At 53.3% G+C, this 14,589-nt stretch carries 14 protein-coding genes; 5 read left to right on the top strand and 9 right to left on the bottom strand.

Going from position 1 to position 14,589, the window contains the following annotated elements; genetic code table 11:
- Position 1: 1 nt before the first annotated feature.
- The 3 genes from Abci_RS08830 to Abci_RS08820 form a co-directional block, all read right to left on the bottom strand.
- Positions 2 to 967 carry a heme o synthase gene (locus tag Abci_RS08830; RefSeq protein ID WP_048838795.1) on the bottom strand — a complete coding sequence of 322 codons (966 nt, stop codon included), beginning with the start codon at positions 965 to 967 and terminating at the stop codon, positions 2 to 4.
- Positions 964 to 2,214, bottom strand: coding sequence for a heme-copper oxidase family protein (locus tag Abci_RS08825; protein WP_048838794.1), 1,251 nt, complete (start codon positions 2,212 to 2,214; stop codon positions 964 to 966). Before Abci_RS08825 ends, Abci_RS08830 begins: the two co-directional genes overlap by 4 nt.
- Before the next feature lie 206 nt (positions 2,215 to 2,420).
- Complete coding sequence (locus Abci_RS08820) at positions 2,421 to 3,107, bottom strand: class I SAM-dependent methyltransferase (protein WP_048838866.1); 687 nt, start codon at positions 3,105 to 3,107, stop codon at positions 2,421 to 2,423.
- A 153-nt stretch (positions 3,108 to 3,260) separates the two neighbouring features.
- On the opposite strand from Abci_RS08820, the gene Abci_RS08815 reads away from it, so the two are divergent.
- Entirely contained in the window at positions 3,261 to 3,506 is a 246-nt protein-coding gene (locus tag Abci_RS08815) for a hypothetical protein (protein ID WP_048838793.1), read from the top strand.
- A 7-nt stretch (positions 3,507 to 3,513) separates the two neighbouring features.
- Here the strand turns inward: Abci_RS08815 and gshB are convergent, their stop codons facing one another.
- From gshB to Abci_RS08800, 3 genes are all read right to left on the bottom strand, one after another.
- Complete coding sequence (gshB, locus tag Abci_RS08810) at positions 3,514 to 4,506, bottom strand: glutathione synthase (protein ID WP_048838792.1); 993 nt, start codon at positions 4,504 to 4,506, stop codon at positions 3,514 to 3,516.
- Positions 4,507 to 4,600: 94 nt separating this feature from the next.
- Complete coding sequence (locus tag Abci_RS08805; protein WP_084597605.1) at positions 4,601 to 6,064, bottom strand: glycosyltransferase family 39 protein; 1,464 nt, start codon at positions 6,062 to 6,064, stop codon at positions 4,601 to 4,603.
- A gap of 130 nt (positions 6,065 to 6,194) precedes the next feature.
- Positions 6,195 to 6,680 (bottom strand): Lrp/AsnC family transcriptional regulator, encoded by a 486-nt coding sequence (locus tag Abci_RS08800; protein WP_048838790.1) that lies wholly within the window; start codon positions 6,678 to 6,680, stop codon positions 6,195 to 6,197.
- Positions 6,681 to 6,872: 192 nt separating this feature from the next.
- Between Abci_RS08800 and trxB the strand changes: the two genes are divergently transcribed.
- Positions 6,873 to 7,814 (top strand): thioredoxin-disulfide reductase, encoded by a 942-nt coding sequence (gene trxB, locus Abci_RS08795; RefSeq protein ID WP_048838789.1) that lies wholly within the window; start codon positions 6,873 to 6,875, stop codon positions 7,812 to 7,814.
- 116 nt (positions 7,815 to 7,930) lie between these two features.
- The gene (locus Abci_RS08790) at positions 7,931 to 8,812 is read left to right on the top strand and encodes a LysR family transcriptional regulator (RefSeq protein ID WP_048838788.1); all 882 of its coding nucleotides are present in this window, start codon (positions 7,931 to 7,933) and stop codon (positions 8,810 to 8,812) included.
- 82 nt (positions 8,813 to 8,894) lie between these two features.
- Here the strand turns inward: Abci_RS08790 and Abci_RS08785 are convergent, their stop codons facing one another.
- Positions 8,895 to 10,328, bottom strand: a complete 1,434-nt coding sequence (locus Abci_RS08785) for a mannose-1-phosphate guanylyltransferase/mannose-6-phosphate isomerase (protein ID WP_048838787.1) — start codon at positions 10,326 to 10,328, stop codon at positions 8,895 to 8,897.
- A gap of 373 nt (positions 10,329 to 10,701) precedes the next feature.
- On the opposite strand from Abci_RS08785, the gene Abci_RS08780 reads away from it, so the two are divergent.
- Entirely contained in the window at positions 10,702 to 11,163 is a 462-nt protein-coding gene (locus Abci_RS08780; RefSeq protein ID WP_048838786.1) for a MucR family transcriptional regulator, read from the top strand.
- Between the two features lie 216 nt (positions 11,164 to 11,379).
- A complete protein-coding gene (locus tag Abci_RS08775; RefSeq protein ID WP_048838785.1) occupies positions 11,380 to 11,673 on the top strand; it encodes an integration host factor subunit beta in 294 nt (97 codons plus the stop codon).
- Between the two features lie 5 nt (positions 11,674 to 11,678).
- Here Abci_RS08775 and Abci_RS08770 read toward each other — a convergent pair whose 3' ends face one another.
- Together Abci_RS08770 and murJ are read right to left on the bottom strand one after the other, a co-directional pair.
- The gene (locus Abci_RS08770; RefSeq protein WP_048838784.1) at positions 11,679 to 12,950 is read right to left on the bottom strand and encodes a UdgX family uracil-DNA binding protein; all 1,272 of its coding nucleotides are present in this window, start codon (positions 12,948 to 12,950) and stop codon (positions 11,679 to 11,681) included.
- Between the two features lie 9 nt (positions 12,951 to 12,959).
- Complete coding sequence (murJ, locus tag Abci_RS08765) at positions 12,960 to 14,501, bottom strand: murein biosynthesis integral membrane protein MurJ (protein ID WP_048838783.1); 1,542 nt, start codon at positions 14,499 to 14,501, stop codon at positions 12,960 to 12,962.
- Between the last annotated feature and the right edge of the window lie 88 nt (positions 14,502 to 14,589).

The following is a 14,589-nucleotide window of genomic DNA, read 5'->3' as shown; positions in this document are numbered from 1 at the left end:
ATTAGCTCCCCATAAAGCTTTGCAAGGCATGATCTGCCAGAAGACCGCAGAACAGCAGAAACAGGTACGCCAGAGAAAACCGGAACGATATTCTTGCCGCTTTATCACCTTTAAGGCTGACACCATTTGCGTCCTGCGGTTCACGCAGCACAGCAACCGCGCAGGCAATAAACCCAAGCCCTAGAATGAGCGCTGTTGCTGTATAAAGCCAGCCGCACAAATGCATGACGGAAGGCACCAGAGACACTGCCAGCAAGACAAAAGTGTAGGCCAGAATTTGCCACCTGGTGTGCCGCGCCCCTTTAACAACGGGCAACATGGGAATGCCTGCACGCCCATAATCCTTACAGGCATAAAGAGACAGGGACCAAAAGTGCGGTGGGGTCCAGAAAAAGACAATACCGAACATAACCAGCGGCAGAACCGCCATATGCCCGGTTGCTGCCGCCCAGCCAATCATGGGCGGAAATGCCCCTGCTGCACCACCAATTACAATATTCTGCGGTGTGGAGCGCTTAAGCCACATTGTATAAATGACAGCATAAAAAAAGATGGAAAAAGCCAGAATTCCCGCTGCCAAAGCGTTTGTCGCTATCCACATGAGACAGACAGACAGGCAGGATAGACCAACACCGTAAGCCAGCGCTTCCTGCTCCGGAATGCGGCCACCGGGAATAGGGCGTGTAATCGTACGCTGCATGACGGCATCTATGTCGCGGTCATACCACATGTTGATCGCACCTGCTGCACCAGATGCCAAACAGATACAGATAATGGACACAACGGATTCAAAAAGGGAAATATGGCCTGGGGCAACAATCATGCCCGCAGCGCCCGTGAAAACCACCAGAGAAATAACACGCGGCTTGAGAAGCTGGACCCAGTCCTTGGCCGTGGTACCAACCCGATCCGCCTTAAAACGAATACGGGTAGAAGTCCCTGTTGACGCGGCTACTGTATCGCTCATGAGCGGACCATCCCAGCGTTGTTCTGTAGTATTGCACGTGCCCCGCCCAGCTTTTGCGGCATAGGTTCATCCTTAAAAAAGCTGAGGCCCATTGTAAGAAGGAAGCACAGACCAGAGAGTGCAAACAGAGTGCTGCTCACAACCTGAGTGGCGGCAGACAGACTGGGAACCGCCAGAACGGTCGCTACACACATCATGCCAAACTGCACAGTGGCCAATTTTGTGGAGTACCAGCGCCCGCAGAGCTCACCGCGCCAGAAATAAACACCGCAGAACACAGCATACAGCATGCCGAACTGAAGTGCGGAATGAAGCCCGCCACCCTGCGTAAACTGGCTGACCCAGCCGGTAGACACGACCAGAAGAAAGCCCAGCCCCCACAGAACCGGCACACGAGCAGATAAATATGTCCGCCATGTCCCAACCATCCAGACAAACGCCAAAAGAACAGATACCAGTGTTGTGGCACCCAGCACCCAAGACTCCACCACTAAAGGCGACAGACCTGCAATGTCACTACCGGAGCCCTGAGCAAAAGCTGCCTTGACCCAGAGGACCGTGCAGATTGTTGCTGCTCCCGTCATAAGGCTGACAACCCAACGCATGGGGAAACGCACGGTGCCAGAAACCGTCTCAAACACAATACCGAACCCAACCAGCAAGGTGACCAACGTCACGGGTTTGGCAAAAAATTCCACCAGAGCTGTGCTGAATGCCAGACCAGCGCTCTGCTGATGCGTAGCCAAAGCCGCCAGTACAGGCACAGTAAGCAAGAGAACAGCAGAAGCCAGCATTTCCCCCCATATAAAGGGAGAGAAAGTAACACGTGCTGCGCCATCCGCGCGGCTATCAAAGAGTGTTGCCAGCACTGTCATGGCCGCAAGTAATGTACCGGCGCACCAGAGGAAGAGCGCTGCATACTGGTGGGCTGGAGCACCAACCATAAGCCCGCCCGCTACTGCCAGACACCCGAGGGCCACAGCGTTAAGACGAGGCAGGACCATGCCAGCACGACCAAGGGCTGTAGGAAGCCAGAGCGTCCCGAAACCACCAATAAAGGCAGGAATAACTACAAACAGAAGCATGAGTGAGGCGTGGTTCTGTTCTAGCGCCATCCAGAAACCTGATGCAGGAACCAGCCCGGCACTTTGCAGCGCAGAACTACCGCCACCAAGCAAGGCCGCAATCACTGCCAACACCAGATAACCCATCCCTACCCCGTTCATGGATAAAGTGCGCTGTTCCATAGTGTCCTGCCTTTTATTCTGGCTTTGGTCCGCTTGAGCAGAGGCCATGCTGTGCACCCCACATACTTCCAGTTTCGTGCTTGGCTTTCACCTGCACCTTAAGAAGCCATCCCTATAACGGATTTTTTATAAGGAAACGAGCGTTTCAGCCGCGCACGTCGGTCGGCCCTGCTGTGTGTAAACAGGGCGACAGAACGTGAAGCGGGTTAAATGTTGTCTAGTGTTACCAGTGTAAACAGCCCCACAGGCGGAACTGGCTGGATGCGTGCACGCACCAGATCTTCCGGCGGAAGCAGGGATTCCATAGCAAAGTCAGGATGCCACCCCAGTGAGCGGGACGCACGCGCCATACCGCGCTCCACCGCACCACGCACGCCATTGGGAGCCAGAAAGTGGTTTACAAACAGGATATGGCCGCCCGGTTTGACTACACGCTTCAGCTCACGCAGCAACTTGCGTGGGTGCGGCACCACAGAGGCGACAAACATGGCCACAGCGATGTCGAAAGACGCATCATCAAAACAGGTTTCTTCAGCGTCCATTTCCAGCAGGGCATCAACATTGCCCAACTTCTCGCGCTGCACGCGCTCCCGCGCACGGGCAAGCATGTCACCCGATAGATCGATACCGGTGATCTGCTTGTCTTTGGTATAAAACGGAAGCGCAAGCCCCGTTCCAACGCCAACTTCCAGCACTTTCGTACCAGACAGGCTATTGACTGCCTCAACCGCTCTACGGCGGCCAAAGCCGGAAACGCTGCCGAACACGGTGTCATACACACCTGCCCACCGACGATAAGCAGCCTTTACGGCTTCAGCATCCAAGGCAGACCGAGAAGGTGCCGGATCTTCACCCTGACCGCCGGGTGCGCATTTGTGCAAAACTTCACTCATGCTCTCTCTCTGCCCGCTGGCGCTGATTTCTTCAAGAGCCACTACGCTTCTTCCTTTGTTTTAAATAAAACGCGCCATAAAAGCGCCCTTGTCTCAGGCCCCATAATGCCCTTACCTTCACCCGCAACACCGTTATTTTACCTGTAGGGAAACATGCTGCAATTCATCCTTATCCTGTTTGCCCTTTGCGCCTGGGTTGCAACGTTTAGCTACTTCTGGCGCGGCGCAATATTCAGCTGGTTAGACAACCGTTTTGGAAAAGACCCAGCATTGAAATATCCCGATGATGAAGACGGTATTGGTCACGCTGCTGAGCTATTTGCGTCTCCCAAGAAAACGGAAGAAGGCGCACCAAAACCAGAGGACACTACGGCGCACACCACCAGCACACCGCAGTAAAGTTCTGTCAGCCTCTCAGTTTGGTTTCAATGCAATCCCATATTGTGGCTGCTGCATTGACGCCATCAAACCGCTCCAGTTCCTGTAAACCTGTGGGAGAGGTCACGTTAATCTCGGTCAGATAATCGCCAATCACGTCAATCCCCACAAAAATCAGACCATGTTCTTTTAAGAACGGTCCAATTGCAGCGCAGATTTCCTCATCCCGTGGAGTCAGAGCAACTTTCTGGGCAACCCCACCCACATGCATGTTGGACCTATGATCATCTCCGGAAGGCACACGGTTGATCGCCCCAACCGGTTTGCCATCCACCAGAATAATGCGCTTGTCACCTGCCTTCACGGCTGGCTCGTAACGCTGGATCATCAACGGTTCACGGGAGCGGGCAAAATGCATTTCAAGGAGGGCGTTAAGGTTCTGGTCATCTTCCTTGATCCGAAAAATGCCACTGCCGCCATTCCCGAAAAGCGGCTTAACAATGATATCACGCCATTTAGCGCGAAAAGCGCGGATCTGCTCGGCATCCCATGTCACGAGGGTTGGCGGCATCAAATGTGGAAAGTGCGTTACCAGCAATTTTTCCGGCGAATCCCGTACCCAACGCGGGTCGTTCACAACCAGAGCCTTGTCTGGCCCAATGCCATGTACATGGTCCAGAAGATGCGTGGCGGTGATATATGCCATGTCAAACGGCGGATCCTGACGCATCAGGACGACATCCATATCCCGCAGGGAACGCCGGGCTCCCTCACCAAATGTAGCGTGGTCGCCTTTTTTGCGCTGGACCGTCACCGGGCGCAACCAAGCTGTAACCTGTGTCGCAGACGCCTGCCCGGGTGTGACAACCCCTTCCCCAAGCGCCAGAGACGGCACTTCATAAACGAAAAGAGAGTGCCCGCGTGCCTGTGCTTCCAGCATCAAGGCAAAAGTTGAATCCCCATCAATATTGATATGTTCCAGCGGATCCATCTGGACGGCCACATTGAGTGTCACTGCCATGCCCTGTGCTTTCCCTTAGTATCACGTAAGTAGGAGGTACCGTATCGCTGTTCCGCGCCGCTGTCCAAACCCGCGCAGCACGCAAAGTGCAGTTTCAACCATGCCGAGGGAGAAGAACGGCATCTTGCCCCCGCCCCAGCGCAGTACACTGCAACCGCACTTTATAAACGGAATAGGTGTCGGCCACGACGCCACGGCGGGCACGCACCACATCTGGCAGGCGCTCCAAAACAGTAAAAACGGCAGGATCTGGCGCGTCATGCCGCCGGTGGCTTCTGACCAGATACCCTTCTGTGCAGGCCGAGGGCTGGAGTGCAAACAGCGCCCAGCGCGGCTCAACTGCAATAACAGGACGTGAGGCTGGAGCATAAAATGCCAATTCTGCTGCCAGCCCGTATTCATCGGCAATCAGGGGCTCATGTTCGGGTAGCTGACCATCAAGCTTTGGTGCCAGTTCTGCCCATCCGCCCATTTGCCGTAAGGTCATGTCAAAATGCGGGGACAGCTTTAAAGGCGTTGCAAGGGCCTGCCCTATAACCAGAACTACCAGGGCCATACCCAAGCCGCTCGCGGCTTTCCACCAACGCCACGCTGGCAGCGTCGCGGCCATGCAGAGGATGGGATATAAAACAACCGGCCAGTTTGCCTGCACCCGCGCCCCAAAAGCATGCTGAATAAAAACCGCAGCAGACACGGCAACCATGCAGGTATAGACCCGAGAAATGGCATCCTTCTGCCGAAACAGCACCACAGCACCCACAACAAAGAACAGGAAGATGCCTGGTGTTGCCAAGCCTATCTGCCCTCCGAGCAACTCTCCAAAATAAGTGATTATTTTATTGGGATGCCAATCCCCTGCACGGCCGCCCTGCTTTAAAAAGCTGGCCCAACCATGGTGGGCATTCCACCAAACCACGGGAGCCAGACAAAGGGCTGCGAAAAGGCCACCTAGCCACGGCCAGAGAGTTCTCAGCCACATCCGGCCAGAAGCAAAAACCAACAACCACACACAGAGGCCTGCGACAGGCAATATGGCGGTATATTTGCTGGCACAGCCTAAACCCGCGCTGGCACCTACCACCAGCCACCACCACCCTTGCCGTGACTGGAGCAGACCACTCAGACTCCATAAAAAAAGTGCCATAAAAAAAAGAAGAGGCGTGTCTGGGGTTATCAGGATTGTCCCCACACCCAAAGCAAGGGTGCCATTGAGCAGAACAGCAGCCTGAATACCGGCCTTTGTTGACTGTGAGGGGGCCAGGCCACGGGACAGTCCCCATCGGCGTGTCGCCAGAACCAGAAAAAGGCTACCCAGAGCCGCACTCACAGGGCCAAGCAGACGCACGCCACAGGCCGTATCACCGGCCAAAGCCATACCAAACCCTATGAACACCGCAACCATGGGAGGGTGATCAAGATATCCTGTAGCAGGCGCCAGTGCCCACACCCGGTAATAAGCTTCATCAGGTGTTAAGGGGAGCCATGCGCTGACACCTATACGCAGCACTGTCAGGGCAGCCAGCGCACATAACCAGCCCCAGTATGGCACCTTATTCACTGACCAAAAATCCGAGTGCAAGATAACTGTAGAATCGCACAGATGCTGCCGTGCCCATCACCGCGTTTTTCTATGCGATCCCACCGTGATTCAACAAAAAACCACAGGGCAACATCTGAGGGCGGAGGCTTCACTTTGAGCGTGTCTCACCATCCACAGGCAAGGGCACACCACTGCGCTCCAGGCTAGTCCGAATTGTCTGGAGTGTCTGAACCCGAATAACATGCGGGGCTTCCGTGAGATGGCGGGTCAGAAGGTTTTCATGCGCCGCATCTTTGGCAATCAGGCGCACCAGAAAGTCCCCACCACCGCGAATCATGTGGCACTCCCGCACTTCCGGCCATTCAGCGAGATGATGTTCAAACGCGGACAGCACCGCCTCTTTCTGACTATCCAACCCGATCAGCGCAAAAAACGTGATTGGCCACCCCAGCGTGGCAGCATCGGGGCGGGCATGATAGCCGTGAATAACCCCAAGCTCTTCCAACCGTCTGACACGACGAAGACAGGGAGGAGCAGAAATACCAACCCGGCGCGCCAATTCAACATTGGTCATACGCCCATCTTCTTGCAGTTCTGCTACAATTCGTAGGTCAACAGCGTCCAGTTCCGTCACCTTGTTTGTTCCATTATGCGCCGCAGCCTTGTTTTAACAAATTATGTGCCCTGTATATGCCATGCACAGCGTGTGCCCGCAAACGCTACACTCTTGCTCTATCGGGGCGCACCCGCCATATCGCCTATAAGTCGTCAGTCTCCGCGCTCCCACCACCATGAGCGGCTCCACGTCACGAAAGGCTAGCTATATATGACCGAAACCATCACGACAGACCTGCTTGTTATAGGTGCGGGTCCTGCGGGCTACACGGCTGCCATTTATGCTGCCCGTGCAAATCTCAAACCCGTGCTGGTTGCAGGCCTTCAGCCTGGCGGGCAGTTGATGATTACAACGGACGTTGAAAACTACCCCGGCTTTGCTGAAGCTGTGCAAGGCCCCTGGCTGATGGAACAAATGGCCGCGCAAGCTGCGCATGTTGGCACCCGGATTGAGCACGATATCATTACTTCTGTGGATTTTCAGTCTGGCGCGCCTTTCCGTCTGGTGGGAGATTCCGGCACGCAGTATGTCGCCCGCTCAGTCATTATCGCGACAGGTGCTCAGGCCAAATGGCTTGGCCTGCCAAGCGAACAGAAACTGCAAGGGGCTGGTGTGTCCGCCTGCGCTACCTGTGATGGATTTTTCTACCGGGGTAAAAATGTTGTCGTTGTTGGTGGCGGCAATACCGCTGTGGAAGAAGCCCTTTACCTCACCCACCATGCAGCACACGTAACCCTGATCCACCGCAGAGACAGCTTGCGCGCTGAAAAAATCCTTCAGGATCGTTTCTTCAATCATCCCAAAACGTCTATTCTCTGGAACACTGCTGTTGATGAAATTCTAGCCGAAGGCGAGCCCGCTGTGGTGTCTGCCATCCGGCTCCGGAACACGCAGGATGGGACCCTGACCACGCTACCAACAGATGGCGTGTTTGTTGCGATCGGCCACGCTCCCAACACGGCAATTTTCAAAAATCAGCTCACACTGGATGCTGACAATTATATTGTGACCAAACCCGGTTCCACCCATACTTCCGTACCCGGAGTTTTTGCTGCAGGTGATGTGCAGGACAAGATCTATCGCCAAGCGGTAACGGCGGCTGGAAGCGGATGCATGGCTGCACTCGATGCTGAACGCTATCTGGCGGAGTGAGCTTCTTCACAACGCGTAGTCCCTTGACCCGGAGTTACAATTACTGCACGTAATGATTTCAGAGTTACATAATGATACTCTGAAAACACTTCATTCAATCATTGCAGGAGGCGTGCGTGGACTGGGACAAACTCCGGGTTTTCCATGCTGTAGCCGAAGCGGGTTCCTTTACCCACGCTGGGGACGTTCTCAATCTTAGCCAATCTGCGGTTTCCCGCCAGATTTCAGCGCTTGAGGACGTTCTACAGGTTCCTCTTTTTCATCGCCATGCCCGTGGGCTTATTCTCACAGAACAGGGCGAGACGTTGCATAAGACGGTGCGTGAGGTCTTTTCAAAACTTGAAATGACACAAACGCTTTTAACCGAAAGCAAGGAAAAGGCCGCTGGACGGCTGCGCGTTACAACCACAACAGGTTTTGGCAATTGCTGGCTTATGCCCAGACTGCATAAGTTTATGTCAGCAAACCCTGACATCGATATCTGCCTTATTCTGGAAGATAACGACCTCGATCTGGGGATGCGGGAAGCTGATGTTGCCGTGCGTATGCACGCCCCACGGCAGCCAGACCTTATTCAGCGGCATCTGGCGGACTTCCACCTGCCAATTTTTGCAGCCCCGCTTTATATTGAGAAATACGGCACACCTAAGACGCTGGAAGACCTTTCCACGCATCAGCTTGTTCTGTTCGGGGAACATCATCCACCGGTTGCGCACATCAACTGGCTGGCCGACGCTACACGCGCAAGCGGTGTGAAACAGGCTGCACGGCTGGAAGTAAACAGTATGGCTGCAATGGCCTATGCTATCTCTTCAGGCCTTGGCATCGGGTCCATCCCAACATATGCCGCCAAGGAATTTCCTGATCTGGTGCAAATTCTGCCGGAAATTACGACCCCGACAGTGGATGCCTATTTTGTTTACCCGGAAGAACTCCGCAGCTCAAAGCGCGTGGCGGTATTCCGTGACTTCCTGATGAGTGAGCTGGGCATACGGTAACAGACGTTACCAGACTCGGTTGCTCTTACAAAAAAGCTCCCCATTCCGGGGAGCTTTTTTGGTATTAAGTCCGTTTTATTTATCAATTTCTATTATAACTGTCTTCTAGTCTTATAATATCATCTTCTCCGAGATACGCGCCCGATTGCACTTCAATCAGGGTTAATGGAATTTTCCCCGGGTTTTCCAGACGATGTTTGCAGCCCTGCGGCAGGTACACACTCTCATTCTCCCGCACCAGCAGTTCTTCGTCATCACGGGTTACAAGAGCAACGCCGCCAACCACAACCCAGTGTTCTGAGCGGTGAAAATGCTTTTGCAGTGAAAGTTTACCACCGGGATCAACAACAATACGCTTTACCTGGAAGCGGTCATTACAGATCAACCCTTCGTAAAACCCCCAAGGTCGGTGGCATTTACGATGTGATGAGGCTTCTGCGCGCTCTTCTTTCTTCAAACGATCAACAATTTTTTTGACGTTTTGCGCCTGACTTTTATGGGTTACCAGCACAGCATCTGGCGTCACAACCACAATTACGTCTTCAAGGCCGGATACCGCGGTAAGTGCCCCCTCAGAACGCACGTAACATCCTTGCGCGTCCTCAACCAAAACGTCTCCCACCAAGACATTATGATGGTCATCCTTTGGGCTGATCTCCCACAACGCATCCCAACTGCCGACATCTGACCAACCAAGATTGGCAGGGATAACAGCGGAGAGCTTGGTTTTTTCCGCAATGGCATAGTCAATGGAAATATCTGGCGCCTGCTCAAAAGCCTCACGCTGCAAGCGTATGAAGTCCAGATCATCCTTCCTGTGCTCAAAGGCTTTCTGAACAGCCGCAAGCACTGCGGGAGCATGGGCCTGCATTTCCGACAGCAATACGTCTGCTCGGAACACAAACATACCTGAATTCCAGAAATAATTTCCTTCGTTCAGGAAAAATTCGGCTGTTTTTTCATCCGGTTTTTCACGAAAAGACCGAATAACATACGCCCCTTCTACATCAGAAAGAGGTTCGCCCTGCTCTATATACCCGTAGCCGGTTTCTGGCCGGGTTGGGGTCATACCAAAGGTTACAATGCGCCCTAGCGCCGCCGCTTTGATGGCTTTATCCATTACCTGCATCAAAACCTGCTGCTCGGTAATCTCAGCATCGGCAGGCATCATCCATAATATAGCCTGCGGATTAGTTTGGGCCGCCAATAATGCCGCAGCGGTGATAGCAGGCGCTGAGTTACGGCCCACAGGCTCCAGAACAATCTGGGCTTTTTCTGAGAGAACCTCCCTGACCTGCTCTGCAATAAGGAACCTATGCTCCTCATTACAAACAATAATAGGCGCAAGATAACGCTGCCCGCGCAGCAATGTCTCTTGCAGCATACTGCGATGGCTGATCAACGGCCAAAGCTGCTTGGGAAAACTGGCACGGGACATGGGCCATAATCTGCTCCCTGTCCCGCCAGACAAAACGACGGGTATGATCGGTGCTAATGAGGTCGGGCTTTCTGTCATACCAAGAGCTTTCTCGTTTCTTTATAAAGTCATGTTGTAGAATTCTGACCCACTTATGCCAGCTTTGTGGCATTTCGTCGCCTAGGCGTTTTCTCAAGAAAGAAGCTCTCTTCCAGCAGAACAAGCAATCATCCTGATTACGGAACCATAAGCAGAACACATGCGCTTAAGGCTGTTTTCAGGAGAATCAAGAAGAAAACATTACGAGAGTTTTATTTTTTTACTTGTTCAGCCTCTTCTCCGCATAAAAAAAGACCACTCTCCTAGATAAAAAACTAAGTTGTTCAGTCAAAATTGAACATTCTCTATTCACAAGAAAGAATAGGACATATATGAGTGAAACATTCAGAAAACAAAATATAATGGATGCACCATGACTGAGAACCAGAGCTACCCCATCATTCTTGATTTGGTTGCCGAGATTGTTTCCGCACATGTTTCTAACAACCAGACAGACCCGGCAACAATTCCTGCGCTGATCAAGGATGTCTATCAGGCCCTTAAAACAGCTGACCTGCCACAGAGCGAACCGGAAAAGCTTCAGCCTGCTGTTCCCGTAAAACGTTCGGTTTTTCCTGACTACATTGTCTGCCTTGAAGATGGCAAAAAGCTGAAAATGCTTAAGCGCCACCTGCAAAGCGCCTATGGCATGACTCCGGAACAGTACCGTGAACGCTGGAGCCTGCCGACCGACTACCCAATGGTTGCACCAAACTACGCTGAACGCCGCTCTACCCTTGCTCGTGAAATTGGCCTTGGCCGCAAAATTCACGCCACGACCGAAGGGGAAGAAACAGTAGGCCGTGGCCGCCGCAGCAAGAAGCAGGCTGGCTAAATTTTTCTGAAAAAGCCGGTGTGTATTGCTCTGGTTCCCGCACACCGGCATCTTACATATTGACGAAACCCACAGGTATAGCGAAAGTCAGATAACGCTATCTCTCACATAGCGGTAAGTTACACAGTTCTCTTGCAAAGCGCGTCTTTCCACTTTTCCTGCGCGCCCGTTTTCTCTGTCTTATTGTGTCAGATTGTACGAGCCTGGAAGGTAAACATGACCAAATCTGAACTCATCGCCGCTTTAATGAGAAAGCACCCTCACCTACAACTCAAAGATGTCACGTTAATCGTGAATACCGTTTTTGGTGCTATTTCTGATAGTCTGGCCGACGCAAACCGCGTTGAACTGCGGGGCTTTGGCGCTTTCTCAGTCAAGGAGCGAGACCCTCGCATTGGCCGCAACCCAAAAACTGGCGAGCAGGTTGAGGTGTCAAAGAAGTTCATTCCCTTCTTTAAAACAGGCAAGGAACTTCATGCACGGCTCAATAAGGACCGTGACATTCCATAAACTATTTACAGTTTAACCGTCACACAGTGCTGTGCCAGCTTTAGGTCTTCAACAAATCTGGCATATTCCCGTTGCTTGTCTTCCTGATTAGGCAGGCGCAATAGATAAGACGGATGGACAGTTACGAGGCCTTGTACGCTAGGCCCAAGATCAAAAATCCGTGATCTCTCCCGCGAAATAGTGACTGGGCGACCAAGCAGACTTTGCGCTGCCGTAACCCCCATCATCACAATAAGCTCCGGCTTAACAAGACGGCGCTCAGCGTCCAGCCATGGGCGACAGGCAGTAATATTCTCCTGCTCAGGCTTCTGATGCAGCCTATGGGAGCCGCGCCATGTAAACCGAAAGTGTTTAACGGCATTTGTCACATACACATCTGAGCGCGTAAGCGCTGCGTCCCGCAAAGCGCTATCAAACACCTGACCTGCTGGCCCGACAAAGGGGTGACCAGCTTTATCTTCCTGATCTCCCGGTTGTTCGCCCACCACCATAATCCGTGCCGTCCCCGGCCCTTCACCAAAAACGGTACGTTGAGCAGGCTTCCACAGCGCGCAAGACCGACAGTCCATTGCCTCTGCACCGAGTTGATCAAGAGTTTCCGCCTGCTGGCGCTCCGTCTCTGTCGGGATCAAGACAGTATTGGGGTAACCCTCCCAAGGCCAAGCTGCATCAGGCTGCCATAGGGATGATGCACGGCCTCCCTCACCAAAAAAGAGTGCACGCCCATCCCATTGCATACTGCGATAGGGCGTGTGGACCGCCCATCTTTCCGCGACACGAGCGCGACAAAATGCGGCGTTGGCTTCCAGAATATAATTATGAGGCTCATAGTACCAAGCATCCCGGCCACCGTTCCGGTAGTGCGCTGCAAATGCCTGACGAAACGCAGCGCTCTCCTGCTTTATACTCGTGACCCACTGGTCAACCAGTAGCCTGTCAGAGTCTATGTTGTCCTGTTGGAGGTCTAATCCCTCATGAACAACCCGATAGACAAGCTTGTAAAGCCGTGAAAAACGGTCTGGATCCTGTACTTGAATGGCAAGAACCAAACGCTCCACCAAACTCCGCGGCAGGGTCAGTGCGCCACCCGCTTCAGGTGCTTTCCAAACAGGGTGGGAGACGTTCTGACCAAAAATATCGGCGGATTTCAGGACCGACCATGAAAGCTCTTCTGGCCTTGTTCCTCTGGAAACGTGATAGCGTACTGCCTGCCGCCATGTGGCAAAATCTACCTCATGCGCCAGAACAATGTGTGTGACGCCTTCTTCACGCTCCATCAGCTTACCTTACTTCCGTAGTTTTCGCCGGACGCGCGCCACCAAACTGGCAAAATCCGTCAAACCAAAAAGATGCAACAGCACGGCGTAGAGCATAGCTCCTGCCAGCACCATGGCCCCCAGCCATAAGCCCCGCAGAAACAAACCATGGGGGAAAGTAATGACAGCCGTGAGGGCCCATAGCCCGCCCCCCATCACCCCAGATGCCACACAGGTTAACAGCAACCGCCGTTTTGTTTGTGCTTCCAACTCCAGCGCATTCCGTCTGCTCAGCAAAAACGCCAGACATGCAACGTTTAGACATGCAGCCAGACTGCTGGCTAATGGAGGCCCCACATAAACCAACGGTTTCATGAGCAGCAGGTTCAAAACCAGATTTAAAACCAGAATGCCTATGCCCACGTACACAGGCGTTCGTGTATCCCCCCGCGCAAAAAATGCAGGAGAAAGCACTTTCACCATGACAAAGGCGGGAAGACCCAAAGCATAGGCACATAACGCACGCGCTGAGAGCAAGGCATCCTGCTCGGTAAAGGAGCCGTGGCCAAACAGAACAATCATGATAGGCCCGGCCAACACCAGCAACCCGGCAACAGCTGGCAAGGTCAGGAGTAGAACATAATCAATTGATCTGTTCTGGGCGGCACGAGCGGCCTCATGCTCTCCGGCGGCCAAATGGCGCGTCAGAACTGGCAAAAGCGTTGTGCCAGCAGCAGCCCCCAGAACGCCGAGCGGCAACTGATTGATACGGTCAGCAAAATACATCAGTGAAACACTGCCGGAAGGCAGTAACGTTGCAATAATGGTATCAATGGTCAGGTTTATCTGCCCGACACCACTTCCTATAAGGCCTGGCACCATGCGTTTGAGCAACAAGTGCATACGCGGCGTAAATTTGGGAACCAGAGGCATCAGACCAAAACCGGCCTTGTGACACGACCAGAGTAACAGCCCTAACTGAACCACCCCTGACGCCGTAACCCCCCATGCCGCGGCGTAAGCCACATTGGGCATATAGGGGGACACAAACAGAATGGCGATAATGCCCACAACGTTGAAAGCCAGATAGGCGGCCGCTGCCATACTGAATTTATGCAGGCCATTGAGCACACCTGCCACCAAAGCCGCCGCGCAGATAAGGACCAGATACGGAAACGTAATACGGCTCAGGCTAACGGCAAGAGCATATTGCTGCCCCTCCCTCAGGAAGCCGGGGGCGATAACTGGCAAGATCTGCGGCATGAACACTTCGCCCAGCACACAGAGAGCGGTCAGCCAGACAAGCATGAGCCCTAAGGCACGGCGTGCAAAAAAACGCGCCTCGCTTTCCCCTTCCTTGGCAAGGATTGAAGAAAAAAGCGGCACGAAAGCCGCATTAAATGCCCCTTCCCCAAATAACCTTCGGAACATGTTGGGGAGTCTGAACGCTACCAGATACGCATCCTGGAGCGCACCGGCACCCATGAACGCCGCCAGAAGCTGGTCACGCACCAACCCGAGAATACGGCTGAGCATGGTCCAACCGCCAACAGTAAGGAAACTTCTGAACATGAGACCTGTATAGAAAAAGAGCCAAAGCCCGCATGGAAGGGGAGAGGCGGATACGCAAAACGTCTGTTCTGGTTCTTATGCCTGCATC

It is taken from the genome of Acetobacter cibinongensis, from assembly GCF_000963925.1.
GTDB classification, from domain to species: Bacteria; Pseudomonadota; Alphaproteobacteria; order Acetobacterales; family Acetobacteraceae; genus Acetobacter; species Acetobacter cibinongensis.
The sequence above is the reverse complement of the archived record's forward strand: the minus strand, read 5'-3'. Positions and strand labels throughout refer to the sequence as shown.

What these genes read in the sequence shown, in the direction of transcription:
- gshB (WP_048838792.1), bottom strand. Translation starts at nt 4,506, where the DNA reads ATGGCAGTGACACTCAATGTGGCCGTCCAGATGGATCCGCTGGAACAT.
- Abci_RS08785 (WP_048838787.1), bottom strand. Translation starts at nt 10,328, where the DNA reads ATGACAGAAAGCCCGACCTCATTAGCACCGATCATACCCGTCGTTTTG.
- murJ (WP_048838783.1), bottom strand. Translation starts at nt 14,501, where the DNA reads ATGTTCAGAAGTTTCCTTACTGTTGGCGGTTGGACCATGCTCAGCCGT.
- Abci_RS08815 (WP_048838793.1), top strand. Translation starts at nt 3,261, where the DNA reads ATGCTGCAATTCATCCTTATCCTGTTTGCCCTTTGCGCCTGGGTTGCA.
- Abci_RS08770 (WP_048838784.1), bottom strand. Translation starts at nt 12,950, where the DNA reads ATGGAGCGTGAAGAAGGCGTCACACACATTGTTCTGGCGCATGAGGTA.
- trxB (WP_048838789.1), top strand. Translation starts at nt 6,873, where the DNA reads ATGACCGAAACCATCACGACAGACCTGCTTGTTATAGGTGCGGGTCCT.
- Abci_RS08780 (WP_048838786.1), top strand. Translation starts at nt 10,702, where the DNA reads ATGACTGAGAACCAGAGCTACCCCATCATTCTTGATTTGGTTGCCGAG.
- Abci_RS08820 (WP_048838866.1), bottom strand. Translation starts at nt 3,107, where the DNA reads ATGAGTGAAGTTTTGCACAAATGCGCACCCGGCGGTCAGGGTGAAGAT.
- Abci_RS08775 (WP_048838785.1), top strand. Translation starts at nt 11,380, where the DNA reads ATGACCAAATCTGAACTCATCGCCGCTTTAATGAGAAAGCACCCTCAC.
- Abci_RS08825 (WP_048838794.1), bottom strand. Translation starts at nt 2,214, where the DNA reads ATGGAACAGCGCACTTTATCCATGAACGGGGTAGGGATGGGTTATCTG.
- Abci_RS08830 (WP_048838795.1), bottom strand. Translation starts at nt 967, where the DNA reads ATGAGCGATACAGTAGCCGCGTCAACAGGGACTTCTACCCGTATTCGT.